The following is a 25,966-nucleotide window of genomic DNA, read 5'->3' as shown; positions in this document are numbered from 1 at the left end:
GCCCCCGCGTCCGCGCGGGGAGCGGGGGAAGACGGGGAAACCGGGGGAGCCGGGAAGGGCGGAGGGGACGAAGAGGTCGGCCGGTCCGTCGTGACCGCGCCCTCGGCAAGACCCTCCCGGGTCCGCCGGAGCGCGGGGACCGCCCGGTGGCGCGCGGTGGCGCGCGGATCGGCCGCCCTGGTGGTCGTGGCGCTCGTCTCCACCTTCATCACCTACGGGCTGGGCGCGCTGGGCGACGCCAATCCGGCGGCGGCAGTGCTGGGGGAGACCGCGACCCCCGAGGACATCGCCAGGATGAGCCACGAGTTCGGGCTCGACCGCCCCTTCCTTGAGCAGTACGTCACCTGGCTGGGCAACGCGCTCACCGGAGACCTGGGCCGCTCCTGGTTCACCCAGCTCCCGGTCGCCGAGAGCATCGCGCAGCGCCTGCCCGTCGACCTGTCGATCACCGGCCTCGCGGTGCTCATCGCGATCCTCGCCGGGGGCGCGGCGGGCGTCGGCGCGGCGGTGAGCAACGGCGGCAGGTTCGACCGGATCGTGACCGCCGTCTGCGCTGTCGCCTCCACCCTGCCCGCGTTCGTCGTCGGCATCGGACTGATCGTGCTCTTCGCCGTGATCGTCCCGGTCTTTCCCTCGGGCGGGTACGTGCCGCTCACCCAGGATCCCGTCCAGTGGCTGAGGCTGATCACCCTCCCGGCGATCGCGCTCAGCCTCGACGCCGCCGCCGACCTCGCCAGGCAGCTCCGTACCGGCCTGGTGGCCGCCCTGCGGGAGAACTACGTGACCGGCGCGGTGGTCCGCGGGCTCCCGGCGCGGCGGGTGCTGTTCCGGCACGCGTTGCGCAACGCCGCGGGCCCGGCGCTCACCGTGCTCGGGATGCACATCCCGCGCCTGATCGGCGGCGCGGTGGTCACCGAGGCGGTGTTCGCCCTGCCGGGTCTCGGCCAGCTCACCGGCGAGGCGGCGCTCAAGCACGACGTCCCGGTGATCCAGGGCGCGTTGCTCGCCACCATCGCGCTGGTGCTCGTCTCCAACGTCACCGTCAACGTGGCCGTCGCCAGGCTGCGGGGTGCGCGATGAGCTCCTTCCGCAGGGCGTGGCGGCTGCCCTCCGTCAAGCTGTCCGTGGCGATCCTCACCGTCGTGCTCCTCGTCGCGGTGTTCGGCGGCCTGCTCGCCCCGCACGACCCTCTCGCGCAGAACCCCCGTCTGCGCCTGCTCGGGCCGTCGGGAGAGCACCTCCTCGGCACCGACTACCTCGGCCGCGACGTGCTCAGCCGGCTGCTCGCCGGGACCGGTCTCTCGATCGCCGCGGCGACGGAGGCGGTCGCCATCGGGCTGCTCCTGGGCGCGATCCCCGGCCTGGCCTCGGTGTTCTTCGGCAGGGTCTTCGAGTGGACGACGATGCGGCTGGTGGACGCGCTGCTCACGCTGCCGTTCGTCATCTTCGCCATCGCCGTCGCCGGGATCCTCGGCAACGGCCCGCACCAGGCGATGGCCGCCATCGGACTGCTGCTCGCGCCGGTCTTCTACCGGGTCACCCGCACGGCCGCGCTGGGTTTCACCCGCGCACAGTACGTCGAGGCGGCCGAACTGCTCGGCGCGTCCCGTTCCCGGATCCTGCGCACCCACATCGCGGGCAAGGTGCTGCCGACGGTCGCGGTGACCGCGGCGGGGGCGTCCGCCGCGGCGCTGCTGGTGGTCTCCTCACTCGCCTTCCTCGGCATCGGTGTCGAACCCCCCGCCCCCACCTGGGGCGGGATGCTCGCCAGCGACCTGGGCTACCTCCACCAGCGGCCACTCGCCCCGCTCGCGCCCGCCATCGTGATCATGCTGACCGTCGGCGCGCTCAACGCCCTCGCCGACGCCGTACGCGACACCACCGGCCTGCACACCGACGGCCACCGTATCGACGAGAGCGAGGAAGTCCATGCCCGCTGAAGCGCTGTTGAGCGTGCGCGACCTGCGCGTGACCGTCTCCGGAGGCCGGGCCGAGGCCGTGCGCGGGGTCTCCTTCGAGGTCGCCCCCGGTGAGGCCGTCGGCCTGGTCGGCGAGTCGGGCAGCGGCAAGACCCTCACCTGCCGCGCGGTCCTCGGCGTCCTCGCCCCCGGCTGCTCGGTGAGCTCCGGCGAGATCGAGTTCGGCGGCCACGACCTGACGGGGGCGAGCCGCGGACAGTGGCTCGGGATCCGCGGGAGCAGGATCGGCGCGGTCTTCCAGGACCCCGCCTCCTACCTGAACCCGTCCCTGCCGGTCGGCGACCAGCTCGCCGAGGTGCTGCGGGTCAAACTCGGCCTGCGGCGGCACGCCGCCCGCGAGCGCGCCGTGGAGCTGCTGGGCACGATGGGCCTGCACGATCCGGCCCGGGTCCACGGCCAGTACCCGCACGAGCTGTCCGGCGGCATGCTCCAGCGCGTCCTCATCGCCATCGCCGTCTCCTGCGATCCCGAACTGCTGATCGCCGACGAGGCCACCACCGCCCTCGACGTGACCGTCCAGGCCGAGGTGCTCGAACTCCTCGCCCGGCTGCGCGCCGAGCGCGGCCTGTCGGTCGTCTGCGTCTCCCATGACCTGGCGGTCATCGCGACGCTCTGCGACCGGATCGTCGTCTTCTACGGCGGCGAGATCGTCGAGTCGGGGCCGACGAGGGAGGTTCTGGAGCGGCCGGCGCACCCCTACACCGAGGCTCTGCTGCGGGTCGCCTCGGTCGGGGACTGGGGCAGGCGGACGCTGGAGGTCATCCCCGGCCAGCCGCCGCCCGCGGGTGCCTCGCTGCCGGGCTGCCGCTTCGCCGGCCGCTGTTCCTTCGCCCAGGAGGCCTGCTCGGCGGCTCCCGTTCCCCTCGCCGCACATCCCCGAGGGCGCGAGGTTCGCTGCCTGCGACCGCAGTCGGCGGGGCGCGACGCGGTGAGCGTCGGTGCCGGAGCGCGGGGGAGTGACCTGTGAGCGGCCCCGAGAGCACCCCCGCGACCGGTTCCGCGCGGACTCCCGCGACCGCGGACGGTCCCGCGAACACCTCCGCGACGGGTACGGCGACCGCGGACGGCTCCCTCACCGGCCCAGCGGGGGCGCCGCTGCTGGCCGTGCGGGGCCTGAACGTGTCGCTCGGCAGACCCGCCGTGCGGATCCTCAGCGAGGTCGACCTCACCGTCAGGGCCGGGGAGATCGTCGGGATCGTGGGGGAGACCGGTTCGGGCAAGACGACCCTGGCCAGGACCGTCGTCGGCCTGGTCAGCCCCGACTCCGGTTCGGTCGAGGTGGAGGGTGTCGAGATCTCCTCGCTGAGGGGCAAGGCGCTGCGGGCGCATCGCCGTACGGGAAAGGTGCGGTTCGTCTTCCAGGACCCGCTCCGCTCGCTCGACCCCGACCACAGTGTGGGAACCGTCGTCGGCGAAGGGCTGGCCGTACGGCGCGTGCCCCCGGCCGAACGCGCGGCCAGGGTGCGGGCGGCGCTGGAACTGGTCGGCCTGGACCCCGCCCTCGCGGCCAGGACGCCCGGCCAGATCTCCGGCGGGCAGCGGCAGCGCGTCTCGATCGCCCGCGCGATCGTCGCGGAGCCGTCGCTGCTGATCTGCGACGAGCCGGTCAGCGCGCTGGACGCCTCCAACCGCAACCACATCCTGCGCCTCCTGGACGATCTGCGCGGCCGGCTCGGCGCCGGTGTCGTCGTCATCTCCCACGACCTCAGCTCCCTGGCGGGCGTCGCCGACCGGGTCGCGGTCCTCTACCGGGGCCGGATCGTCGAGGAGGGCCCGATCGGCGAGGTCTTCGACGACCCCCGCCACCCCTACACCGCGCTGCTCGTCGCCTCGGCCCCACGCGTCGCCGGCGCCGCCCGCCACAGCCTGGAGCGGCTGCGGGCGACGCCCACAGGCGCGGCCGGCGCGGCCGGCGCGGCCGGCGCCATCGGCGGCTGCGTCTTCGCTCACCGCTGCCCGTTCGCCACCGAGACCTGCGCGGTCGTTCCCGAGCCGGTCGTCAGGGGCGGTCGCGCGGTCGCCTGTCACCACACCGGCACCTGGCCCGCACGGGCCGCCGCGTCGACGTCCGCCCTCGATCCTGTCCCGGTGGCCGTGGCCGTTCCCGGTCTCGGCTCCGTCCCCGAAAGGCCTCTCCCCGAAAGCCTTGTCGCCGAAAGCCCTGTTCCCGACTCCGTTTCCGTCCGCGGCTCCACGTCCGGGTCCGTGGGTGGTCCCGGCCCGAACCTCGCCTCCGCTCCCGTCCCCGATCCGGCCTCCGGTTCCGTTCCCCGCTTCGTCGCCCGCTAAGGAGTACACGCATGTCCATCGAGATTCTCGGCATGGTCGGTACGAAGGACTTCTCAGAGACCCACGGTTCCTTCGTCGACGGCCCGCCCATCGACGTTCCCTACCTGGCCACGTTCGCCCGCGCCCACGAGGCCGCCGGGTTCGACCGGGTGCTGATCGGCTACGGCTCTTCCTCGCCCGACGGGTTCGCCGTAGCCGCGTCGGTGCTGCACGCCACCGAGCGGCTGCGCGTGCTGATCGCTCATCGGCCCGGCTTCGTCGCCCCGACGGTGGTGGCGAGGAAGCTCGCCACCCTCGACCAGCTCACCGGGGGCGGCAGGGTCGCCATCCACCACATCACCGGCGGCGACGAGGCCGACCAGCGCCGCGACGGCGACTTCCTCGACCACGGTGGCCGCTACCGGCGTACCGGCGAGTTCATGTCCGTGCTGCGCCGTACGCTCACCTCGGCCGAGCCGTTCGACCACGAGGGCGAGTTCTACCGGTTCGAGGGCGCCTACAGCTCGGTCAGGGCCGACATCCCGCTCTACTTCGGCGGAGCCTCCCCGGCGGCCGTCCAGACCGGGGCCGAGCACGCCGACGTCTACATGCTGTGGGGCGAGCCGCTGGCCGAGACCGCCGAGCGGATCCGGCGCGTCAGGCAGGAGGCGGTCAGGCACGGCCGCGAGATCACCTTCAGCCTGTCCACCCGGCCGATCGTCGCCGCGACCGAGGCCGAGGCGTGGGAGCGGGCCGAGCGGATCAGGGCCGCGACCGCCGGGCGCGTCTCCGGTGGCGGCCTCGGCTGGAGCAAGGGGAAGAGCGAGTCGACCTCCGTCGGGGCCGCCAGGCTCCAGGAGCAGGGCGCCGAGCGGGAGGTGCACGACGAGCGGCTCTGGTACGGCGTGACCAACCTGATCGGTCCCGGCGGCAACTCCACGGCCGTGGTCGGCACCGCCGAGCAGGTCGCCGAGGCGCTGCTGAAATATCACGACCTCGGTGTCACGACCTTCCTCATCCGCGGCTTCGACCCGGTGGACGACGTCGTGCGATGGGGTGACGAGCTGGTGCCGCTGCTGCGGCAGGGGGCCGAGCGGCGCGAGCCCGCGGGCGTGGGCGCGTGAGCGCGACACGCGCGGCCAGGGGTGCCGGCCCCGAGCAGCCTGGGCGCGTCCGGCCGGGCAGGGCCGGGCACTCGCGGCGAACCGATCATCAGGGACACGGCACGGGAGGTGGCACGATGAGCGCCGAGGCGGTCGGCGGCGGGCAGCCGCGTGATGTCTTCCTGTCCGCCTTCCGCAGGCACGCCGCCGGGGTCGCCGTCGTCACCGCCCCGGGGCCCGCCGGTTTCACCGCGACCTCGCTGACCTCGATGTCGCTCGATCCGCCGCTGCTGTCGTTCGGCATCTCGGTCGGCTCGTCGAGCTGGCCGGCGATCCGGGACGCGGACGGGTTCGTCGTCCACATCCTCGCCGGAGACCAGCGGGACGTGGCGGAGCTGTTCGCCAGGAAGGGCGCCGACCGGTTCGCCGACCGGGACCGCTGGGAACCCCTTCCCGGAGGAGAACCCCTGCTGTACGGGGTGGCCGCGTGGCTGCTCTGCCGCACCCAGGAGCGGTTCATCGCGGGGGACCACCGGCTGGTCGTCGGCCGGGTCGTGGAGGGGCACACCGACCCCGCCCACCCTCCGCTGCTGTACCACGATGGAGGTTTCGGCGCGCTCGCGCCGCACCCTTCCGACCGAGCCAGGAGTGACTGATGCCGATCGTCCTTCCCGAAGACCCTTTCCACCGCCGCCTGCACCACATCGCGCCCGGCGGTCTCACCTCCGAGACCGCCCAGACCGGTGGCATGCGCCGCCGCGCGGCCATCAGCGGAGCCACCGTCGGCTCCAGCCGCCTGTGGATGGGCCAGACCCACGTGGCGCCCGCCACCGCGTCGGCGAACCACCACCACGGCGAGTCCGAGACCGCCATCTACGTCGTCAGCGGCAACCCCTCGTTCGTCTTCGCCGACATCGAGGGGGAGGAGCCCGTCGAGGTGCGCATCGACACCGAACCGGGCGACTACATCTTCGTGCCGCCCTTCGTTCCCCACAGGGAGGAGAATCCCGACCCCGATCTGGAGGCGATCGTGGTCATCGCTCGCAGCACCCAGGACGCCATCGTGGTCAACCTGGACGATCTCACCTGGACGGGGCCGGTTCTGACCTCGCGGTGACGACGGTCCGTCACGGGCCGTCGTCACCGCGAGATCATCCTGAAGTCATCGTCTGTCCGCCCGCCCGGCACGCCGGGCGGCTCCCAGGCAGAGCGTCCCGGCCGGTCGCTTTTCGCCCACCGGCGCACCCTCCGCGCCGGTGCTGAGGAGATCGCAGGTGTGTCCGAGGCGCCGGGCGGTGTCCGACCGGCCGTTCACCTGCCGGTCTCTCCGGCCGCCAGGCCGCCGGCCGCATCCCCGGCCAGCCGATCATCCGCCACGACCCCGGCGTACACCAGGGCGGGAGGTACGTTGCGCCAGATCGGCCCCAGGGTGTCGACGGTGGCGAACGTGCTGTTCATGAGGCCGCGGAAGTGCCGGGAACGCTGGAACGGCATCACGGTCAGTGTCGTGATCGTGCTGAAGGCGCCGCCGGGGGCGAGACAGGCCGCGATCTCCTCCAGAACGCGTTTCTGCTGGGCCTCCTCGAACAGGGTCCAGGGGAGCGAGGAGACGATCGCGTCGGCGTGGGACAGACCGGCCTCCCGCAGTATCTTGCCGAGGTCACCCGCGTCCCCGGAGATCACTTCCAGCCAGGGCCTGCTGCGCCGCAGGTGGTTCACCATGCCCTCGTTGAGCTCTATGGCGAGCTGCCGCCCTCCCATGGGGAGGCGGTCGCGGATCGCGTCGCTGATCACTCCGCCGCCGGCGCCGAGTTCGACGACCGTGGCTCCGGGGGTTGTGGGAACGATCGAAGCCGCCAGGCGTGCGACGGCCTTCGAGCTGGGAGCGATTGCCCCCAGCTGGTGGGGATTACGCATGATCGCACCGAGGAATGTGAACGTGTCACTACCGGCAGGACGATTTTGAGAGAGCATCGACAGCTTATTCCCCCTGTTGAGGGGGTTATGCCAGATAACGGGCTTCGATGATCGGGCTTCCGTCGCCCTACGGTCGCCGTACAGGTGCCGGTCCGCGGGGCGAAGGAAACGGGTGTCCCGGCGGTGGGGTGGTTCACCGTCGGTGACGGTCGCGACCCTCCCCTGCCCCGGGAAGGCGGGGCGAGGTACCGTCGTCTTATCGGATCCCGGTCATGAGGGGAGCCGCCATGCCAGACGATTCCGATCACGTGCTCGACTCCATCGACGGTGCCGTCGACGAATGGCTCGCCATGAGCGACGACTCGATGCGCTGGACACCGCCGGAGAAGGCACGGCCGAAGCCCCAGCTCGGCCTGCCGGTGCCGCCGCTGCCGCAGGTGCTGGAAGACTTCATTCAGGAGGTCGGCGCCCGCCTCGGCCCGCCCGCCCAGGCCGTGGTCGACGCGTTCCGTCCTTTGGGGGAGGGGGTGGTCGACGCGGTCTCCACGTTCCTCGACAGCCCGCCCGTACGGCAGCTTCTCGATCCGCCCGACCCGTCGGGCGACCGGCCGGAGGCACTCGGGGTTCACGCGTTTCCCGACACGTTCGGGACGCCGCCGGAGGACGCGTCCAGGCCGCCGCGTATGATCGAGTCACGGCTGGAAGAGGTCGAGCCGCCCGCGGACCCATCCGATCACGAGGATCCGCTCGGGCCGCCGGATCGGTCCGGGGCGTCTCCCGTGCGGGAGCGGCCGGACGCAGGGCCGTCAGGAGACGGGGATTTTCCGGCCGGGTCACCGCCGGCGTAGGTTCCGGGGACTTCCCGGTCGTCTCCGGTCATCGAGCCGGGGATGATCGGGGCAGGGCCGCATCCGCTCCCGCAGGGAGCCTTTTGGACAGGGGCCCTTGGAAGGCACCCCTTGGCGAAGGCCGCTTGGACGGACCCTCACCGTGGCCGGTCGCCGACGGTGCTTCGTCCGAAACTCCCGTGAGATCTTTCCGCGGAAACAGGTGAGTCTTCCCGCCGGAGGGGAAGCGGGTCTGTCCCGATCGCGGGGAGCGGGCTCACAGTTTCACTTTCGCCCAAAGTGTGCGGTGAAGTGCGAAACTCCCTTTTTCGGGCAAAGAACAAAAAACGCATTAATCGGCGTAGTTCAGGGGTGATGAGGCAATGGCGGGTCTGGCGGGGCCGATCGCGGTCGGCGTCGAAGAGGAGTTCCACGTTGTCGATGTCGACACCCGGCACCTGGTCCCACGGGCCGGTGTCCTGCTGGAACAGCTGCCGGCGGAACGCTTCACCCATGAGCTGCAGCGTTCCGTGGTCGAGGCCAACAGCAGGCCCTTCATGCACCTGGAGGACCTCGGGCACGACCTGACCGCGCTACGCCGTACGGTGATCCAGGCGGCGGACGGACTCGGCCTGGGAATCGTGGCGGCGGGCAGCGTGCCGATGGTGGATCTGGAGGCGCTGAAGATCTCCCCTGATCCCCGCTACGAGCAGATGCTCGCCGACTACCAATTGCTCACCCGCGAGCAGCTGATCTGCGGGACGCAGTTCCACGCCGACGTCGAGGACCGCGACCTGGCCGTGGCCGTCGCCCACCGCCTCGCCCCCTGGCTGCCCCCGCTGCTCGCCCTCAGCTCCAGCTCGCCGTACTGGCTGGGGTCCGACACCGGGTACGCCAGCTACCGCCCGCTGCTGTGGCAGCGCTGGCCCACCGCCGGCCCCGTGCCCAGGTTCGAGTCGGCCGCCGAGTACGACCAGGTGGTGCGCGACCTCGTCGCCTCCGGGGTGATCACCGACCCCGGCATGATCTACTTCGACATCCGGCCCTCGGCGCACCTGCCCACCATCGAGCTGCGGGTCTGCGACGCCTGCCCCCGCGTGGGCGACATCGTGCTGATCGCCGGACTGTTCAGGGCCCTGGTGGCCAGGGAGCTGGACGCGGCGCAGAACGGCCCCGAGCGCACGGTCCGCCTGGAGATGGTCCGCGCCGCCTCCTGGCGGGCCTCACGCTCCGGGCTGGAGGGCGACCTCGTCGACCCGGTCGAAGGCACCCCGCGACCGGCCGCCGAGGTGATCCGGCGGATGGTGAACAGCCTGCGCCCGCAGCTGGAACAGCACGGCGACTGGGAGCTCGTCACCTCCCTGGCCACGGAGTCGCTCGCCAGGGGGAGTTCGGCGGCCCGCCAGCGGCAGGCGTACGCCCGCGGCGGCCAGCTGTCCGACGTGGTCGACCTCGTCATCGCCGAGACGCGCTCACAGGAGTGGGAGACCGCCTTCGGCGGGCCGATGCCGAGGATGCACACCAATCTCCTCGACGGCTACGAGGCCCCGGGTGACGAGGCGATCATCGAGGGCACGGTGCGCGAGTCCTACCAGCCGGTGCTGCGGGTCCTCGACCGCCTGGGCGTCGAGGGACTGCGCGAGCGTGAGGAGAGGCGCGACGCCTACCAGCGCGGCAACGGCATGACCTTCCAGGTCGAGGGAGGCGGCGAGAGCCGGATCTACCCGTTCGACATGGTTCCCCGGCTCGTCCCGCCCGGCGAGTGGACGGGGATCCAGCGGGCGCTGCCACAGCGGGTGCGCGCGCTGGAGGCGTTCCTGCACGACATCTACGAGGGACGCGAGATCATCAGGGACGGCACGATCCCCGCGTGGGTGGTCGACGAGTCCCCCGGCTACCGCAAGCCGGGCCGCAGGGTGCCGCAGGGCACCGTGCGCTGCGCCGTGGCCGGACTGGACCTGGTCCGCGACAACGTCGGCCGCTGGGCGGTGCTCGAGGACAACCTTCGGGTGCCCTCCGGGCTCGGATACGCCGTGACCAACAGGCGGCTGATCAACGAGCTGATGCCGGAACTCGCCCCCGGCGAGGAGGTCGCCGACCCGAGCGCGGGCCTGCGGATACTGCGGGAGGCGCTGCTCGCGGCGGGCTCCGGCGACCCGTCGGCCCTCGCCGTCGTCTCGGCGGGCCCCGAGGACTCCGCCTACTACGAGCACAGGATGCTCGCCGAGGAGCTGGGGGTGGTCCTCGCCGTACCGGCCGACCTGTCCTTCAAGAACGGTCATCTGGAGATCGACGGGCGCAGGATCGAGGTGCTCTACCGCAGGATCGAGGAGAGCGCGCTGCTCGGCGGGCGCCTCGGGCTGGAGATCATGGACGCCGTCGAGCGTTCCGCGCTCGTCCTGGCCAACGCGCCGGGCAACGGCGTGGCCGACGACAAGTGCCTGTACCGGTACGTGCCGCGCATCATCGAGTACTACCTCGGCGAGCGACCCCTCATCGACAACGTCCCCACCTACCTGTGCCGCGACGCCGTCGATCGCGAGCAGGTGCTCGACCGGCTGGCCGAGCTGGTCGTCAAGCCGGTGGACGGGTTCGGCGGGCAAGGCGTGGTCGTCGGCCCCGACGCCTCCGCCGACGAGCTCGAACAGGTCAGGAAGACGATCCTCGCCGCCCCCGAGGGCTGGGTCGCACAGGAGACGGTCCGGCTGTCGACCCACCCCACCTTCGACGGAGACCGGCTGAGCCCGCGCGTCGTCGACCTTCGGGCCTTCGTCTGCTTCGGCGAGACCGCGAAGGTGCCGCCGACCGCGCTGACCCGCGTCGCCCCGGCCGGCAGCATGATCGTCAACTCCTCCCAGGGAGGTGGTTCCAAGGACACCTGGCTTCCGAGTGGGGACGTCGAGGCGGGGCTTGAGCGATGAGCTCAGGCGCGAGTCCAAGGCGTGAGATGTGCGATCTAAGCGGTGAGCTCCGGCGTGAGCCGGTCACCGGGGGGTTTCGATGTGTGGTTTGAGCGGTGAGCTCCGGTTCGACGGCCGCCCGGCGGACGTCGCCGCCGTGGCCCGGATGAACGATGTGATGCACGACAGGGGCCCCGACGGGGCCGGCCTGTGGTCGCTGGGGCCGGTCGCCCTCGGCCACCGGCGCCTGAGGATCATCGATCTGTCGGACCGGGGTGCCCAGCCGATGGTGGACAGCGACCTCGGCCTGGCGGGAGTCTTCAACGGATGCCTGTACAACTACCGTGAGTTACGGCGCGAGCTGGAGGGCCTGGGCTACCGCTTCTTCTCCACCTCCGACACCGAGGTGCTGGTGAAGTCCTTCCACCGCTGGGGGAGCGGCTGCGTCGACCGCTTCAGGGGCATGTTCGCCTTCGCGGTCGCCGAGCGCGACACCGGCAGGCTCACCCTCGGCAGAGATCGGCTGGGGATAAAACCGCTGTACGTCACCCAGGACGCCGGAAGGCTGCGTTTCGCCTCGTCGCTGCCCGCGCTGCTCGCCGGGGGCGGGGTGGACACCGGAATCGACCGGGTCGCCCTGCACCATTACATGACGTTCCACTCGGTGGTGCCCGCCGAGCGCACCATTCTCGCCGGGGTGCGCAAGCTCCCCCCGGCGACCGTACGCACCGTCGAGCCCGACGGCACCGTCACCGACCACCTCTACTGGCAGCCGCTCCACACCCGCTCGGCCCTGCCCGAGTACGCCGGGCTCACCCCGGACGAGTGGTGCGAGGCCGTGCTCGACCAGCTGCGGACGGCCGTACGCAGGCGCATGGTCGCGGACGTGCCCGTGGGCGTGCTGCTGTCGGGGGGCCTGGACTCCAGCCTGATCGTCGCGCTGCTGGCCGAGGAGGGGCAGGCGGGCCTTGCGACCTTCAGCATCGGTTTCCCGTCGGCGGGAGGGGAGCGTGGGGACGAGTTCGCCTACTCCGACCTGGTCGCCAGGGAGTTCGGCACCGATCACCAGCGCATCCTCATCGACGACACCCGCATGCTGCCCGCCCTGGAGCACGCGGTGCTCGCCATGAGCGAGCCGATGGTGAGCCACGACTGCGTCGCCTTCCACCTGCTGTCGGAGGAGGTCTCCGAGCACGTCAAGGTCGTCCAGTCAGGCCAGGGCGCCGACGAGGTGTTCGCCGGCTACAGCTGGTACCCGCCGCTCGCCGGCGTGTCGCGCGAGGACGCCGCCGCCACCTACGAGAGGGAGTTCTTCGACCGCTCGCACGCGGCGCTGGCCAAGATCCTGTCCCCCGAGTACATGCTGGACGAGGACGTCAGCGGCGACTTCGTCCGCCGTCACCTCGCCAGGCCCGGCGCGGACACCGCGCTCGACGCGGCGCTGCGCCTGGACACGAACGTCATGCTCGTCGACGACCCGGTCAAGCGCGTGGACAACATGACCATGGCCTTCGGGCTTGAGGCCAGGACCCCGTTCCTCGACCACGAACTCGTCGAGTTGGCGGCGGCCTGCCCGCCCGAGCTCAAGCTCGCCTCCGGCGGCAAGGGCATCTTGAAGGGCGCCGCGCGCAAGCTGCTGCCCGCCGAGATCATCGACCGGCCCAAGGGATACTTTCCGGTCCCGGCCATCCGGCACATCCACGGCCCGTATCTGGAACTCGTCAGGGAGGCGCTGACCGGCCCCGCCGCGAGGGCCCGCGGCCTGTTCGACCAGCCATATGTCGACAAGTTGCTGGCAGCTCCGGACGAACACCGCACTACCCTGGGTGCGAACGCGTTGTGGCAACTCGGACTCCTGGAGCTGTGGTTGCAGGCACAAGGAGTTTGATGACCGAAATTCTCGGCGCCCGTTCCCGCCCCTCGATGGGCACGGGCCTGACCGCCTGGAGTTGCCGGGCGCCCGCCCTGGCGCCCGATCTGAGCGCCGTCGCCTTCATCGGCGACAGGGACGGCTCACCGAGGGTCTGGATCCAGCCCCTCGGAAGAGACCTGGAGGCGTGGCCTCCGGGAGAGCTCGAGGATCTCCTGGATCTCCAGGAGGAGGATCGAGGGGCCTGGCCGATCGACACGGGGGCCGAGCCCGTCGCCGACGTGAGCTGGTCCCCCGACGCCCGGCGGCTCGCCGTCCTCGTCGTGCCGGGTGGCGGGGAGCACACGCAGGTCTGGACGGTGAGGTCCGACGGAGGCGACCTGCGCCCGCTGGCCGCGCCCGAGGGCGGGTCGGCGTCGTTCGTGCGCTGGACGGGCCAGGGGGAGGTCCTCCTCGTCGCGGAGGTCTCCTCGTCGGGCCGTACGGACGCGGTGCTGATCGACGCGGGCTCGGGAAGCCGGGAGGTGATCGCGGAGGGGGCACTCATGCACCCGGCCGCGGTGAGCCGTGACCACCGGCGGATGCTGCTGCGGCGCGGCCCGCGCGGTGTGCGCCGGATGTACGTGGCCGATCTTCCGGCCCTCGCGGGCGACCCCACGGGCCACCCGCCCGCCCTCGCCGGCGATCCCGCGGGTCCCGGCGCTCTCGTTCCCGGCCTGTCCCATCCCGGGGATCTCGCCGCGGACCCGTCCGGTGACCTCTCCGCCGACCTTCCCGCCGGGATTCACCTCGACCTGCCCACCGAAGATCTCTCCGATCTCTCGCCCGGCCTGCCCGCCGACCCTCCGGCCGGGATTCGCGTCGACCTTCCCGCGGGCCATCTCGCCGACGTCCCCCCAGGCCTGCCCGCGAGCCTTCCCGACGAGGCCGCCGGTGACCTGCCGGGCCACGGGGAGCTGCCGCTGCTGGCCGGCCTGACCGGCACCACCGACTACGGCATCCTCTCTCCGGACGGGAGCACCGCCTACCTGCTGTCCGACGTCGGCCGCGACCGGGCCGCGCTGGTCGCGGTGGGCGAGGACGGGGTGGGCGTCGTGCTGGCCGAGCGCTCGGACGCCGAGCTGGACCAGTTCGCGCTGAGCTCCGACGGCCGCCGCGCGGTGCTGGTGTGGAACGACTCCGGCCGCTCGGGGCTGGAGGTGATCGAGCTCGACACCGGCCGGACGCGTCCGCTTCCGCCCCTGCCCGCCGAGGTGGTGTCCTCGATCAGGGTGTCCCTGGACGGCAGTCTCGCCGTCCTGGCGGCGGAAGGACCCGGCCACCCCTCCCACGTGCTGCTCTGCGACCTGGAGGTGGGCGGCTACCGGCGGATCGCGGGATCGGGTCGGATCCCCGAGGCGGCCGGAGCGGAGCTGATGCGCTTCCAGGCGGGCGACGGCATGGAGCTGACCGGCTGGCTCTACCGGGTCCCCGGCGTCCCCGGCCCCGCGCCCTTCGTCGTCTACCTGCACGGCGGCCCCGAGAGCCAGGAGAGGCCCACCTTCAACCCGCTGTTCCAGAACCTGCTGGCCGCCGGGATCGGGGTGTTCGCGGCGAACATCCGCGGCTCGTCGGGTTTCGGCCGGGCCTTCCGCAACGCCGACAACCACGCCCTCCGCTTCGACGCGATCAACGACGTCGCCGACTGCGCCCTGGAGCTGGCGCGGGAGGGCATCGCCGACCCGGCCAGGATCGCCTGCATGGGCCGCTCCTACGGCGGCTACCTCACGCTGGCCGCCCTCGTCACCCACCCGCGCCTCTTCCGCGCCGGAGTCGACGTCTGCGGCATGGCCGACTTCGAGACCTTCTACGAGCGGACCGAGCCGTGGATCGCCGCGGCGGCGGTCAGCGAGTACGGCCACCCCGTCACCGACCGCGACCTGCTGCGGGCCCTGTCACCCCTGCACTCCTTCGACCGGCTCGCCGCCCCGCTGCTGGTCGTGCACGGTGCCCAGGACACCAACGTCCCCCTGTACGAGGCCGAGCAGGTGCTCCAGGCGGCGCGGGCCCGTCAGGTGCCCTGCGAGCTGTTGCTGTTCGAGGACGAGGGGCACGAGATCCGGCAGATCCCGAACCGGGTGACCTTCGTGAAGAACGTCGTCGAATGGCTCAGATGGCACCTCGCGGTCCCCGACCCGGAGTGAGGCCGCCTCCCCGGGCACCCGGCGGTCTTGGACCCGACGCGAGGCGGGTCATCGTGGCGAGGGAGGCCGTTGGCGCCTGGGGGTCCCCATGCCCGGGTTGTTGCTGTGTCGCACGACGCGGGGCCATTGGCGCCCGGGGTCCCCGACCCGGTGTGAGGGGGGCGCCTGGGGTGAGGCGGTCACCGTGGTGTGGGAGGCGCGGTCCCGGCCCCGATCCGGCCGGTCCTTTTGGCGAGCACCTCCAGGGGGTTGGCGAGTAGCTCGGAGAAGGCGAGTTCGGCCGCGCCGACCAGGGTGGCGTCGTCCCCGAGAGCCGAGACGCGCAGCCGCACCCTCTCCCGGGAGATCACCAGCACGTTCGCCTCCACCCGCCTGTGCACCTGGGCCGCCGAGCCCGGGTAGACCTCGCGCAACATCCCGCCGAAGATCACCAGGCCGGGGTTGAAGAGGTTGATCAGGTTCGCCACCCCGATGCCGAGCCAGTCGCCGATCCGGAGCAGCGCCTCCGTGGCCGCGACGTCCCCTCGACCGGCGGCCTCCACCACCGCCTGTACGCCCTCGCGGCCGGAGAGCTCGGAGGAGCGGCCGGCGGCGTCGATCAGGGCCTGCTCGCCGACCTCCGCCTCAAGGCAGCCGCGCGATCCGCACCCGCAGGGCCGCCCGTTGTACGGGTTCACCATCATGTGCCCGAGCTCGCAGCCGTACCCGCCGTCGCCGTCGAGCAGTTTGCCACCGACGATGATCCCGCCGCCCACGCCGACGTCCCCGTGCAGGTAGACCAGGTTCTGGAAGCCGACGCCCACCCCCCGTTCGAGCTCGGCCAGCGCGCCCAGGTGGGCCTCGTTGCCGACCGCCACCGGGAGCCCGAGTCCCAGCCTGAGACCGAGTTCGGTCCCGAACGCCTGGTCCACCCAGCCCATGTTCGGCCCGAAACGCACCATCCCGTCACCGGGCCTGATCATGCCGCAGTAGGCCGCGCCGACCCCGACGCACACCGAGTCCGAGGGGGCCTCGCGGTCCATCTCGCGGGCGAAGTCGGCGAGGGTGCCGACCACGTCGTCGAGGTCGGCCCCGGCGCGAGGCCGGACCGCCTCCCTGCGGTCCAGGATCGTTCCGCCCAGCCCGACCCTGGCGGCGACCAGTCGGTCCACGCGGACGTCGAAGGCCATCACGTGGAACCGGCCGGACTCCGGGCGGACCACCAGCGACGGCCGGCCCGCCTTGCCGGTGTCCTTGGGGAGCTCCTCGCGGACCAGCCCCGCCGAGGCGAGGTCCCCGGTCAGTCCCATGATGGTGCTGCGGTTCAGGCCCATCCGGTCGGCCAGTGCCGTGCGGGAGAGCGGGCCGCCCAGGTGGACGTGCCGGAGTAGAACGCCAAGGTTGTGCCGGCGAATCTCCTCCTGGGAACGACCGGCTTTCAGCATCGTGGGGATCCTGACGAGGAGGGGGCTTGCCATCGTGGTGCGCCACGACGGCGGGACAGGATTGCCACGCCGACCTGAGGCACTGCGATAGATCCTGTCACACCGGGGGAACCCCGGCCGATGGCTGCGGAAGCGTTTTCCGTCACTCCTGGCCGGCGCCTCGGGCTCGCCGTTCGGAAGGTGCCGGGTCTCGCGATCACAGATTATGAATCTACATCGTAAAGGGCGCGGGCCGGTGAAGAACTGCAGAGCGTACGGAGGTGTTCCAACTGTCGGAACTGTGAGGAGTGTGGTGCGGACAGCCACATTAATGTCCGGACGTGACGGCCGGCGATGCGGTGTCGGCACTCGTCGATCGTGCGGGCCGGCCGGGACGCGAAGAAAGGCGCTCGCGCGTTCGTCGGGCGCGGGCCTTCGGACTTCACCGATTCCTGACCATGCGGTGACATACCACCAAGCTGGAAAGGAAGACCGGTCCACCGGGCGGCGTCGGTACGGAGGGAAGGGAACAGTCACATATGTCAGGTCCTTTGGAAGGCGTCAGGGTCATCGACCTCGGCCGGGTCGCGTCGGCGCCGTTCGGAGCTCTCATACTGGGCGACCTCGGCGCGGAAGTCATCAAGATCGAGGATGTCAACGGCAGCTTCGACCGCCAGATCGGGCAGCCGAGCCGTAACGGTGTGGAGGCCTTCTTCATCAACACGAACCGGGGTAAGAAGTCCATCGCCCTGGATCTTCGTTCGCCCGAGGGGCGCGAGGCCGCACTCACACTGATCGCCGATTCGGACGCGGTGGTCGCGAACTTCCGGCCGGGTGTGCTGACGGCGATGGGCCTGGACTACGAGGCGATCCACGCTCGCAACCCGCGAGTCGTCGTCGCCGAGATCACCGGCTTCGGGGAGAGCGGCCCGTACCGGGACATGCCCGCGTTCGATCCGGTGATCCAGGGCCTGGCCGGCATGATCGCCCTGCAGCGGCCGGCCGCCGGCGGGCCACCGGACGTCATCCACAACATGATCGTCGACAAGATCACTTCGCTGTTCGCCGCCAACGCCATCAGCGCGGCCCTCTATGCGCGCGAGCGTACCGGTCTGGGACAGCGGCTGGAGATTCCGATGCTCGACTCGGCCGTCTACTTCCTGTGGCCCGAGGGCATGGCGGACCAAACGTTCGTCGGCGACTTCGAGGCCGGCCGGATGGGGGTCAAGACGCTGCGGCTCACCGAGGTCGCCGACGGCTTCGTCGTCTACATGGCCATCGCCCTGAAGCAGCGGCTCGGTCTGCTCGACGCCGTCAACCGATCCGACCTGCGCACCGACCCGCGGTTCGCCACGCAGAGCGAAATGATCAAGCGTGAGAATCTCGACGCGCTCGAAACGATCGTCCGCGAGGAGGCGCTGAAGTTTCCCAAGGAGGACTTCATCAAGCGTATGAACGACGCGGGGGTGCCCTGTGGTCCGGTGTTGGAGACCTCTCAGGTGGTTCGCAACGAACACGTCGAGCAGGTCGGTCTGCTGCGTCAGTGGACACATCCGGTCGGTGGTGAGGTGCGTTCGCCGCGCCCGCCGGTCCGGTTCAGTGACACCCCGGCCGATCCGACGCTGGAACTGCGTCCCTTGGGGGGCGACGGTCCTGATCTGTTGCGCGGCAGCGGCTACAGCGAGGAGCGCATCGCCGAACTGATCGAGGCGGGCGTGCTCAACCCGGGCGAGCCGCGGTAACGTCCGCGCGATCACGGCGGCACACCGGAGCCGCCTGCGCTGTGCCGGTGTACGAGGGCCGGATCAGGCGGTCGGGGAGGAGTCCGGGCCGAGCACCGCCGGGCGGCACAGGTAGGCGGCGCCGGCGATGACGGCGGCGGCCACGATCAGCGACGTCGGCAGTCCCGCCGTGTCGGCGAGTACCCCGGTGGCGGTGGTGGCTATCGGGCGCACGCCGAGGAAGGCGAGGAGCCACAACGCCATCACCCGGCCCCGGAACGAGTCCGATGTCCTTTCCTGGATCAGCGTCATGACGCAGATGAAGGCGAGGGTCATGCCGATGCCGCTGAGTCCGAACGCCCCCAGCGCGACCGCCGGGATCCAGGCGGCCGCCAGCGCCAGTAGCCCCACCGCCATCAGCAGCATGCTGGCACCGGTGAGACGTTGCAGGCTGACCCAGCGGCGGATCACCGCGAACAGCAGGAAACCCACGCAGGCGCCGATGCCGAACCCGGACGTCAGCCAGCCCGCCAGTGCGGAGCCGCCTCCGAGGTCGGCGGCGATCGTCGGGGACAGGGTCACCGAAGGTTCCGCGGCGGCACTGATCGCCGCCACCGCCAGCAGCAACGCCGGTAACGGCGCATGGTCGCGGACATAGCGCAGTGACGCGGTCACCGACAGGTCGTCGCTGTCGGTCCCGACGGGTGTGGTGGCCCGCCGCACCCGCAGCGCCAGGACCGCGACACCGTGGATGAGGTTTCCCGTCGCGGCCACCAGCAGTGCCGTCACCGGCCCCAGATGCAGGGCCAGGAACGCGCCCGCCGCCGGCCCGATCGCCCGGGACAACGTCATCGGCACGCTACTCAAGGCCATCGCGGCCGACATCTCGCCGGGGCGGATCAGTAGCGGAATCATCGCCTGGCTGGCCGGGCCGGTGAGCACCAGGCCGAAGCCCATCAGCGCCGCCGAGGCGCACATCAAGACGGTGCCCTCGACGCTGCCGACCGGATCGAACGCCCACAGCCAGATCGCCATCGTCAGCGGCCCGGCCGCCGACACCAGCCGGCCCAGCGCGACGAGCCGGCCGAGATGCCGGCGGTCGGCGAGTTTGCCGCTCAGCAGAGAGAAGAGTTGTGGGACGTTCTGTGCCACGATCACCAGGGCGACGACGGAGGCGGAGCCGGTCAGTTCGTACGCCAGGATCGCGGTGACGATACTGAAGATCCACAGTCCGGTCGTGGCGCACGTGGTGGCCCAGAAGTGCACCCCGTACCGCGCGTCGAACATCAGCCGGTACGAGCCCCTGGGCCGGGAGGTGCCGTGCAGTTTCGCCGTGGTCACCGTGTGCCGCCTATTCGGCGACGGCGGTCAGCAGTGCCCACGTCCCGTCGGCGCCGCCGGTGAGGGCGGCATCGGTCAGCCAGTCATCCCAGTGTCGTACCGACCCGAACTCGGAGCGCCATGCGAGGAGCTGGGTGGTGAACAGGTGCAGGTCGTGTTCCGCGGTCGTGCCGATCGCCCCGTGCACCTGGTGGGAGTTGCGCACCACCACCGACGACGCGTGCCCGACGCAGGAGCGCGCCACGGCCACCGCGAACAGGGCCTCGTCGCTCAGCAGCGACTCCGTCGCGACCCGTACGGCGGCGTCGGTCGCCGCCCGCGCCAGCGACGTCTCCGCGGCGAGATCGCTGACGAGCTGCTGCACCGCCTGCAACTTCGCCAGGGGGCGCCCGAACTGCACCCGTCGCGTGGTGTGCTCGACGCACAGTTCGACGATCTTCTCCATCGCTCCGCACATCTGCACCGTACGGGCCAGTGCTCCTCGCAGCCGGAACTCGGCGACGACCTCGTCGGCGATCGGGACCCCGGTGAGCCGGTCCGTGACCACCGTGACATGGTCGCGGGGTTCCCCGGCGATGTTGTGTCCGGGGCGCAGGGAGACCTCGGCAAGCGACACGTCCGCGGCGTACCAGGTGCCGCCGTCGGGCCAGAGCACCACCAGCGATCGCACGTGGCGAGCCCACGGTACAGCGGTGGCCGTACCGTCGGCGTTCAGCACGCACGCCGACCGCAGAGCGTTGTCGACGGGGAGCCCGGCCGTCTCGAGCAGCCAGCCGGCCAGCAGATCGTGTTCGGCCAGCGGCACCGTCGCGGCGTGTTCGGAGGCGGTGGCGAGCAGCGCCGCCGCCTCCGGCCAGCCCGCGCCACTGCCGGAGTCGGACTCGCGGCCGGTCAGCCGGGTCAGGCCCAGCGATTCCAGGGTGTTCCACAACTCGGCGTTGAAGGTGCGCTCGGTGGTCCGTGGGCCGGCGGTCCGCGCGTGATCCTTGAAGACCTGCCGCATCATGTCGAGTAGTTCGGCGTTGTCGTGGCCGGACATCAGCGCATCCCCAATCCGCGGGCGATCACGCCGCGCAGTACCTCGTTCGTGCCGCCGCGCAGTGTGAAACCGGGCCGTTGGATCAGGCTCTCGCGCAGTAGTCGCTCGTAGCGTTCGGCGCCCAGCGTGTCGTCCGAGATCAGGTCGGCGAACTCCGCCAAGTCGCCCTCGGCCGTCGTGCCGAGTAGTTTCACCAGCGCCGCAGCCGTGTCCGCGGGCTCGTCCCGTTGCAGGGCGCCCGCCACCGCCAGCGACATGCGATGCAACCCGGTGAGCCGGGCGAACAGCCGTCCCAGGTTCGCGTCGCGGCGTAGTGAGCCGTCGCGCATCCCGTCGACGACCTCGGTGAACAGCTGATAGGTCGAGAGCAGTCGCTCCGGGCCGCTGCGTTCGAAGCCGAGTTCGTGGTTGACCTGCTTCCAGCCCTCGCCGATGGTGCCGAGCACCGACTCGTCGGGGACCAGCACGTCCTGGAGGAAGACCTCGTTGAAGTGGTGTGAACCGCCCATCGACACGATCGGCCGGATGTCGACCCCCGGCGAACGCAGGTCGACGATGAACTGGCTCAACCCCTGGTGACGGTTCTTCGGGTCCTGCGGGGCAGAGCGGGCCAGTACGAAGAAGGCGTGCGAGCGGTGCGCGTTCGATGTCCACACCTTGTTGCCGGTGATCTGCCAGCCGCCGTCGACCCTGACCGCCTTGGTTCGTACGCTGGCCAGGTCCGAGCCCGAGTCGGGTTCGCTCATCCCGATACCGAAGTACGCCTCGCCGGCGGCGATCTTCGGAAGGTAGCGCTGTTTTTGCTCCTCGGTACCGAACGCGAGCAGTGACGGCGCGATCTGCCGGTCGGCGATCCAGTGCGCCGCGACCGGGGCGCCCGCGGCGAGCAGCTCCTCGGTGACGACGAACCGCTCCAGGTGGGTGCGGCCCCGGCCGCCGTACTCGGTGGGGATGGTCATGCCGATCCAGCCGAGGGCGGCCAGCGTTCGGCTGAAGTCCTCGTCCCAGCCGGTGAGCCAGGTGTCCACCCCGGGGGCGAAAACGCCTTCCTGAGCGGTTTCTCGGAGGAAACTCCGAACCTCAAGGCGGAGAGCCGTCATCTCTGACGTCTCCTCCAGAGCCGGAGGGACAAGATTGCCGAGCACCGTGCCTCCCTGATCGGTGGCAATTTTTTCGTGAAAAACGCGTGAGGATCCTCAAAGCGCGTCGCCGCCGACTACAGCACACCGTTTATCCGGGTGACAAAGACGTTCTCGTAAACAATCGGATAGGAGTGACCTATGAGAGCGCCGAATGCGTCCGCGTTCTTCGACGCCATAGGCGGCGCCTATCCGAATGTTCGACGGTTGCTCTTTGACGTTCTGGTGGCTCGTGCCATGAACTGCTGTGGAGGATGGTCGGCTGGAGAGACGTCAAGGTCTGTGCGCCTCGGCGGAAGGGAAGTGTCAGGCATGTCGAGCAGCACCGCAGCCGCCCCCGTCGGTTTCGCCGCCGTCGCCGCCGCCGATCCGGATCGTGTCGCCGTCATCGACACCGACGGCACGTCGACGACCTTCGGCGAGCTGGCGCAGCGGGTCAACCAGCTGTCCCGGGCACTGCGGGAGAGCGGCCTGCGGCCCGGAGAGTGCGTTGTGGCGATGCTGCCCAACCGGCGTGCGTACTACGAGTTGCGGCTGGCCACCTTCCAGGTCGGGCTTTACTTCACCCCGGTCAGCCACCACTTCACCGCGGCGGAGATCGCCTACATCCTGGGGGACAGCGGCGCCGGGGCCGTCGTCATCGACGCGTCACTGATCGACGTCGTCGCGCCGGCCCTCGTCGAGGTGGACCTGGATCCGCGGCGGCGCATCTCCGTCGGCGGTGCTCCCGGCTGGGTCGACTACGAGGCACTGCTGGCCGGGTACCCGACGGCGCCGCTGGAAGATCCGATCGCCGGTGAGTACATGGGCTACACCTCCGGCACCACCGGCCGCCCCAAGGGCGTCCGCAAGGGGTTGTCGGGGAGGGCGCCCGCCGTGTCGGCGTTCACTCTCGGATTCATGGGGCGCCTCGGGATCCTTCCCGGCCGTGAGGTACACCTGGCGGCCGGCCCGCTGTACCACGCGGGACCGGGCACGTTCTCGTTCATGGCCCTGCAGCTCGGGCACACCGTCGTGGTCGCCGAGCGCCCTCGGCCGGAGGAGATCCTCGCCCTCGTCGAGCGGCATCGGGTGTCGGTGACGTTCACCGTGCCGACGGTCGTGCATCGGCTGCTGCGGTTGCCCGAGGAGGTCCGCGCTCGCTACGACGTGTCCAGCATGCGTGCCATGGTGCTCTCCGGCGCGTCGTGCCCGCCGGAGGTCAAGCGGGCCGCCATCGCCTGGTTCGGACCGGTCGTCTGTGAGTTCTACGGCACCACCGAGGGGTCGGCGGCCGCGCTGAACTCCGAGGAGTGGCTGAGCAAGCCGGGGAGCGTGGGATATCCCCTGCCGGGGATGCGGCTGCGGATCCTGGACGCCGACGGCGTCGAGTTGCCCACCGGAGAGATCGGCAATGTGTACTTCATGCCGCCGGTGCCGTTCGAGTACCACAACGATCCGGACAAGACCGCCTCGGCGATGCGCGACGGGTTCTTCTCCGCCGGTGATCTGGGTTACCTGGACGCCGACGGCTGGCTGTACATCGTCGACCGGCGCGTCGACCTGATCCTCTCCGGCGGAGTGAACGTCTACCCCGCCGAGATCGAGGTGGCGCTGATCACCCACCCGGCCGTCGCCGACGTCGCGGTCATCGGCGTGCCCGACCCTGACTGGGGGCAGCGGGTCGTCGCCGTCGTACAGCCCGAGCCCGGTACGCGGGCCGGCGACGCGCTCGCAGAGGAGCTCACCGAGCACTGCCGGGCCGTGCTGGCCGGATACAAGGTGCCCAAGGCTTTCGAGTTCCGCGGGGAGTTGCCCCGCAACGGTGCCGGCAAGCTGCGGCGCAGCGAGGTGCGAGAGACGTTCCTCGCCGATGAGTGAGATTAGTGATGAGTCGCACCACACCGTCGACCGCCGCGAGGCCACGACCCTAAGGGAAGAACCATGAGAGACGCGGTGATCGTCGACGCGGTCCGTACGCCGGTCGGTAAGCGCAACGGCGCTCTGGTCGGCCTGCACCCGGGTGATCTGTCGGCGTGCGTGCTGCGTGCGATCGCCGAGCGCAACGGCCTTGAACCCACCGAGATCGACGACGTGGTGTGGGGCTGTGTGACGCAGGTGAGCGAGCAGTCCGGCAACATCGGGCGGGTGTCGGTGCTCAGCGCCGGGTGGCCCGAGTCGATCCCGGGCACCACCGTCGACCGGCGCTGCGGCTCGGGACAGCAGGCCGTGCACTTCGCGGCGGCGTCGGTGATCGCCGGGCACTACGACATCGCGATCGCCGGTGGCGTGGAGTCGATGAGCCGGGTACCGATGGGCTCCAACGTGCAAGACGGGCAGCAGTACCCGGAGTCGGTGCTGGAACGCTACGGCGTCGGCGGTTTCAACCAGGGCATCGGCGCGGAGCTGGTGGCCCAGAAGTGGAAGCTGTCGCGCGCCCGGCTCGACGAATACTCGGTGCGTTCGCACCGGCTGGCCGCGACGGCGATCGACGCGGGCGCTCTCGACGCGCAGCTCGTGTCGGTGAACGGGTTGCTCACCGCCGACGAGGGGGTGCGCCGGGGCAGCACCACCGAGGTGCTGTCCGGGCTGCGCACCGTGTTCCGCGAGGACGGCGTGATCACCGCCGGTAACTCGTCGCAGATCTCCGACGCGGCGGCGGCGTTGCTGATCACCACCGGTGAGCTGGCGGCGGCGCGAGGTCTGCGGCCGATCGCCCGGGTTCACACGGTGGCGCTGGCCGGCGACGACCCGGTGATGATGTTGACCGCGCCGATCGAGGCGACCGCGAAGGCGCTGCGCCGGGCGGGCCTGAGCATTGACGACATCGGCGTCTTCGAGGTCAACGAGGCGTTCGCGTCGGTGCCGCTGGCCTGGCAGGCCGAGACCGGGGCGAGGACCGAGCGGCTGAACCCGCTGGGCGGGGCGATCGCGGTCGGGCACCCGCTGGGCGCCTCCGGCGGGGTGCTGATGACCCGGATGGTGCACCACATGCGTGACAACGGCATCCGTTACGGCCTGCAGACGATGTGCGAGGCCGGCGGCCTGGCGAATGCCACGATCCTCGAACTGCTGTAGACGGCGCTGGAAGAGACGAGACGATGAAGAGCACCCTGTACGGCCCCGATCACGAGGCGTTTCGCGCGACGGCGCGTGAGTTCCTCAACCGGGAGGTCGTGCCGCACTATCTCGACTGGGATGAGGCGAAGATCGTTCCCAGGGGTATCTTCCACAGGCTGGGTGAGCTGGGCGTGCTCGGTGTCCAGATCCCGGAGGAGTACGGCGGGGGCGGGCAGGACAGTTTCCTGTTCTCGGCGGTCTGGATGGAGGAGACCCAGCGCGCGTACGTGAACCTGGGCGGCCTGGCCGTGCACATGAACGTCGTGCTGCCGTACTTCCTGTCGTACGCGAACGAGGAGCAGAGGCGGCGCTGGCTGCCCGGCATGGCGTCCGGCGAGTTGATGACGGCGATCGCGATGACCGAGCCGGGAACGGGTTCGGACCTGGCCGGTATCGCCACCACCGCACGGCTCGACGGTGAGCACTGGGTGCTCAACGGGGTGAAGACGTTCATCACCGGCGGTATCCACGCCGATCTGATCGTGGTGGTGGCACGCACCGGCCAGGGCGGCGGACGTCGTGACGGGTTGTCGCTGCTGGTGGTCGAGAAGGAGATGGCGGGCTTCACCCGGGGCCGCAACCTCGACAAGGTGGGTCTGCGCACGCAGGACACCGCCGAGTTGTTCTTCGACGACGTCCGGGTGCCGGTGGCGAACCTGCTCGGTGAGGAGGGCGGGGCCTTCGGCTACCTGACCGGTAACCTGCCGCAGGAGCGTCTCGGTATCGCCGTCGCCGCGCAGGGTGCGGCGGAGGCGGCTTTGGCGGCGGCGCTGGAGTACGTGGCGAACCGCAAGGCGTTCGGTGTGCCGGTGGCTTCGTTCCAGAACACGAAGTTCGAGCTCGCGTCGTGCGCGGTGGAGATCGAGGCGGGCCGGGCGCTGCTGGACAGGGGCCTGGCGGAGCACGAGGCGGGCGAGCTCAGCCCCGTCGACGCCGCCAAGATCAAGATCTTCTGCACCGAGATGCAGTCCCGTGTCGTCGACCGCTGCCTTCAACTGCACGGCGGATACGGCTACATGCGCGAGTACCCGATCGCCCGGCTCTACGCCGACGCCCGGGTCACCCGCATCTACGGCGGCACCACCGAGGTACTCAAGACGATCATCGCGAAGTCGTTCGGGCTCTGACGGTCACAAGGGGAAGACATTGACCTCCTCCCCTCCCTGAAGGGAGGGGA

20 protein-coding genes are annotated in these 25,966 nt (G+C 70.9%); 15 read left to right on the top strand and 5 right to left on the bottom strand.

The window, feature by feature from the left end:
* Positions 1-156: 156 nt before the first annotated feature.
* From ABZ664_RS30425 to ABZ664_RS30395, 7 genes are all read left to right on the top strand, one after another.
* Positions 157-1,080 (top strand): ABC transporter permease, encoded by a 924-nt coding sequence (locus tag ABZ664_RS30425; protein WP_362517199.1) that lies wholly within the window; start codon positions 157-159, stop codon positions 1,078-1,080.
* Entirely contained in the window at positions 1,077-1,940 is an 864-nt protein-coding gene (locus tag ABZ664_RS30420) for an ABC transporter permease (RefSeq protein WP_362517195.1), read from the top strand. The genes ABZ664_RS30425 and ABZ664_RS30420 overlap by 4 nt, the downstream gene beginning before the upstream one ends.
* Positions 1,930-2,946: an ABC transporter ATP-binding protein gene (locus ABZ664_RS30415; RefSeq protein WP_362517192.1), complete on the top strand. Its 1,017-nt coding sequence runs from the start codon at positions 1,930-1,932 to the stop codon at positions 2,944-2,946. Before ABZ664_RS30420 ends, ABZ664_RS30415 begins: the two co-directional genes overlap by 11 nt.
* Positions 2,943-4,268: an ABC transporter ATP-binding protein gene (locus tag ABZ664_RS30410; protein ID WP_362517190.1), complete on the top strand. Its 1,326-nt coding sequence runs from the start codon at positions 2,943-2,945 to the stop codon at positions 4,266-4,268. Before ABZ664_RS30415 ends, ABZ664_RS30410 begins: the two co-directional genes overlap by 4 nt.
* Before the next feature lie 11 nt (positions 4,269-4,279).
* Entirely contained in the window at positions 4,280-5,371 is a 1,092-nt protein-coding gene (locus ABZ664_RS30405; protein WP_362517187.1) for an LLM class flavin-dependent oxidoreductase, read from the top strand.
* A 116-nt stretch (positions 5,372-5,487) separates the two neighbouring features.
* Positions 5,488-6,006: a flavin reductase family protein gene (locus tag ABZ664_RS30400; RefSeq protein WP_362517184.1), complete on the top strand. Its 519-nt coding sequence runs from the start codon at positions 5,488-5,490 to the stop codon at positions 6,004-6,006.
* Complete coding sequence (locus ABZ664_RS30395) at positions 6,006-6,467, top strand: cupin domain-containing protein (RefSeq protein ID WP_362517181.1); 462 nt, start codon at positions 6,006-6,008, stop codon at positions 6,465-6,467. The genes ABZ664_RS30400 and ABZ664_RS30395 overlap by 1 nt, the downstream gene beginning before the upstream one ends.
* Positions 6,468-6,661: 194 nt before the next feature.
* Here the strand turns inward: ABZ664_RS30395 and ABZ664_RS30390 are convergent, their stop codons facing one another.
* Positions 6,662-7,267: a methyltransferase domain-containing protein gene (locus tag ABZ664_RS30390; RefSeq protein ID WP_362517178.1), complete on the bottom strand. Its 606-nt coding sequence runs from the start codon at positions 7,265-7,267 to the stop codon at positions 6,662-6,664.
* Positions 7,268-7,554: 287 nt separating this feature from the next.
* On the opposite strand from ABZ664_RS30390, the gene ABZ664_RS30385 reads away from it, so the two are divergent.
* The 4 genes from ABZ664_RS30385 to ABZ664_RS30370 all read left to right on the top strand — a co-directional run bounded on the left by ABZ664_RS30385 (position 7,555) and on the right by ABZ664_RS30370 (position 15,047).
* On the top strand, positions 7,555-8,115 hold the full coding sequence (locus ABZ664_RS30385) for a hypothetical protein (protein WP_362517174.1): 561 nt from the start codon (positions 7,555-7,557) through the stop codon (positions 8,113-8,115).
* A 362-nt stretch (positions 8,116-8,477) separates the two neighbouring features.
* Positions 8,478-11,015, top strand: a complete 2,538-nt coding sequence (locus tag ABZ664_RS30380) for a carboxylate--amine ligase/circularly permuted type 2 ATP-grasp protein (RefSeq protein WP_362517171.1) — start codon at positions 8,478-8,480, stop codon at positions 11,013-11,015.
* Positions 11,016-11,094: 79 nt separating this feature from the next.
* Positions 11,095-12,882 (top strand): N-acetylglutaminylglutamine amidotransferase, encoded by a 1,788-nt coding sequence (locus ABZ664_RS30375; RefSeq protein WP_362517168.1) that lies wholly within the window; start codon positions 11,095-11,097, stop codon positions 12,880-12,882.
* Positions 12,882-15,047: an alpha/beta fold hydrolase gene (locus ABZ664_RS30370; RefSeq protein ID WP_362517165.1), complete on the top strand. Its 2,166-nt coding sequence runs from the start codon at positions 12,882-12,884 to the stop codon at positions 15,045-15,047. Before ABZ664_RS30375 ends, ABZ664_RS30370 begins: the two co-directional genes overlap by 1 nt.
* A gap of 179 nt (positions 15,048-15,226) precedes the next feature.
* Here ABZ664_RS30370 and ABZ664_RS30365 read toward each other — a convergent pair whose 3' ends face one another.
* Entirely contained in the window at positions 15,227-16,504 is a 1,278-nt protein-coding gene (locus tag ABZ664_RS30365; protein ID WP_362517162.1) for an ROK family transcriptional regulator, read from the bottom strand.
* 485 nt (positions 16,505-16,989) lie between these two features.
* On the opposite strand from ABZ664_RS30365, the gene ABZ664_RS30360 reads away from it, so the two are divergent.
* The gene (locus ABZ664_RS30360) at positions 16,990-18,192 is read left to right on the top strand and encodes a CoA transferase (protein WP_362517160.1); all 1,203 of its coding nucleotides are present in this window, start codon (positions 16,990-16,992) and stop codon (positions 18,190-18,192) included.
* 63 nt (positions 18,193-18,255) lie between these two features.
* Here the strand turns inward: ABZ664_RS30360 and ABZ664_RS30355 are convergent, their stop codons facing one another.
* Genes ABZ664_RS30355 through ABZ664_RS30345 form a run of 3 tightly spaced genes read right to left on the bottom strand, consistent with a single transcriptional unit; the run spans position 18,256 to position 21,651 of the window.
* Entirely contained in the window at positions 18,256-19,512 is a 1,257-nt protein-coding gene (locus ABZ664_RS30355; protein ID WP_362517157.1) for an MFS transporter, read from the bottom strand.
* Between the two features lie 10 nt (positions 19,513-19,522).
* Entirely contained in the window at positions 19,523-20,551 is a 1,029-nt protein-coding gene (locus ABZ664_RS30350; protein WP_362517154.1) for an acyl-CoA dehydrogenase family protein, read from the bottom strand.
* Positions 20,551-21,651 (bottom strand): acyl-CoA dehydrogenase family protein, encoded by a 1,101-nt coding sequence (locus ABZ664_RS30345; RefSeq protein WP_362517151.1) that lies wholly within the window; start codon positions 21,649-21,651, stop codon positions 20,551-20,553. Before ABZ664_RS30345 ends, ABZ664_RS30350 begins: the two co-directional genes overlap by 1 nt.
* A 351-nt stretch (positions 21,652-22,002) precedes the next feature.
* Between ABZ664_RS30345 and ABZ664_RS30340 the strand changes: the two genes are divergently transcribed.
* The 3 genes from ABZ664_RS30340 (at position 22,003) to ABZ664_RS30330 (ending at position 25,916) form a co-directional block, all read left to right on the top strand.
* Positions 22,003-23,550 (top strand): AMP-binding protein, encoded by a 1,548-nt coding sequence (locus ABZ664_RS30340; RefSeq protein ID WP_362517149.1) that lies wholly within the window; start codon positions 22,003-22,005, stop codon positions 23,548-23,550.
* 63 nt (positions 23,551-23,613) lie between these two features.
* Positions 23,614-24,747, top strand: a complete 1,134-nt coding sequence (locus ABZ664_RS30335; protein WP_362517146.1) for an acetyl-CoA C-acyltransferase — start codon at positions 23,614-23,616, stop codon at positions 24,745-24,747.
* Positions 24,748-24,770: 23 nt separating this feature from the next.
* Positions 24,771-25,916: an acyl-CoA dehydrogenase family protein gene (locus ABZ664_RS30330; RefSeq protein ID WP_362517143.1), complete on the top strand. Its 1,146-nt coding sequence runs from the start codon at positions 24,771-24,773 to the stop codon at positions 25,914-25,916.
* Positions 25,917-25,966: the final 50 nt, after the last annotated feature.

This window comes from Streptosporangium sp. NPDC006930, assembly GCF_040635605.1.
Taxonomy (GTDB): Bacteria; Actinomycetota; Actinomycetes; order Streptosporangiales; family Streptosporangiaceae; genus Streptosporangium.
This window is presented reverse-complemented; position numbering and strand designations above follow the sequence as displayed.

What these genes read in the sequence shown, in the direction of transcription:
- ABZ664_RS30420 (WP_362517195.1), top strand. Translation starts at nt 1,077, where the DNA reads ATGAGCTCCTTCCGCAGGGCGTGGCGGCTGCCCTCCGTCAAGCTGTCC.
- ABZ664_RS30415 (WP_362517192.1), top strand. Translation starts at nt 1,930, where the DNA reads ATGCCCGCTGAAGCGCTGTTGAGCGTGCGCGACCTGCGCGTGACCGTC.
- ABZ664_RS30405 (WP_362517187.1), top strand. Translation starts at nt 4,280, where the DNA reads ATGTCCATCGAGATTCTCGGCATGGTCGGTACGAAGGACTTCTCAGAG.
- ABZ664_RS30400 (WP_362517184.1), top strand. Translation starts at nt 5,488, where the DNA reads ATGAGCGCCGAGGCGGTCGGCGGCGGGCAGCCGCGTGATGTCTTCCTG.
- ABZ664_RS30395 (WP_362517181.1), top strand. Translation starts at nt 6,006, where the DNA reads ATGCCGATCGTCCTTCCCGAAGACCCTTTCCACCGCCGCCTGCACCAC.
- ABZ664_RS30390 (WP_362517178.1), bottom strand. Translation starts at nt 7,267, where the DNA reads ATGCGTAATCCCCACCAGCTGGGGGCAATCGCTCCCAGCTCGAAGGCC.
- ABZ664_RS30385 (WP_362517174.1), top strand. Translation starts at nt 7,555, where the DNA reads ATGCCAGACGATTCCGATCACGTGCTCGACTCCATCGACGGTGCCGTC.
- ABZ664_RS30380 (WP_362517171.1), top strand. Translation starts at nt 8,478, where the DNA reads ATGGCGGGTCTGGCGGGGCCGATCGCGGTCGGCGTCGAAGAGGAGTTC.
- ABZ664_RS30375 (WP_362517168.1), top strand. Translation starts at nt 11,095, where the DNA reads ATGTGTGGTTTGAGCGGTGAGCTCCGGTTCGACGGCCGCCCGGCGGAC.
- ABZ664_RS30370 (WP_362517165.1), top strand. Translation starts at nt 12,882, where the DNA reads ATGACCGAAATTCTCGGCGCCCGTTCCCGCCCCTCGATGGGCACGGGC.
- ABZ664_RS30365 (WP_362517162.1), bottom strand. Translation starts at nt 16,504, where the DNA reads ATGGCAAGCCCCCTCCTCGTCAGGATCCCCACGATGCTGAAAGCCGGT.
- ABZ664_RS30360 (WP_362517160.1), top strand. Translation starts at nt 16,990, where the DNA reads ATGTCAGGTCCTTTGGAAGGCGTCAGGGTCATCGACCTCGGCCGGGTC.
- ABZ664_RS30350 (WP_362517154.1), bottom strand. Translation starts at nt 20,551, where the DNA reads ATGTCCGGCCACGACAACGCCGAACTACTCGACATGATGCGGCAGGTC.
- ABZ664_RS30345 (WP_362517151.1), bottom strand. Translation starts at nt 21,651, where the DNA reads ATGACGGCTCTCCGCCTTGAGGTTCGGAGTTTCCTCCGAGAAACCGCT.
- ABZ664_RS30340 (WP_362517149.1), top strand. Translation starts at nt 22,003, where the DNA reads ATGTCGAGCAGCACCGCAGCCGCCCCCGTCGGTTTCGCCGCCGTCGCC.
- ABZ664_RS30335 (WP_362517146.1), top strand. Translation starts at nt 23,614, where the DNA reads ATGAGAGACGCGGTGATCGTCGACGCGGTCCGTACGCCGGTCGGTAAG.
- ABZ664_RS30330 (WP_362517143.1), top strand. Translation starts at nt 24,771, where the DNA reads ATGAAGAGCACCCTGTACGGCCCCGATCACGAGGCGTTTCGCGCGACG.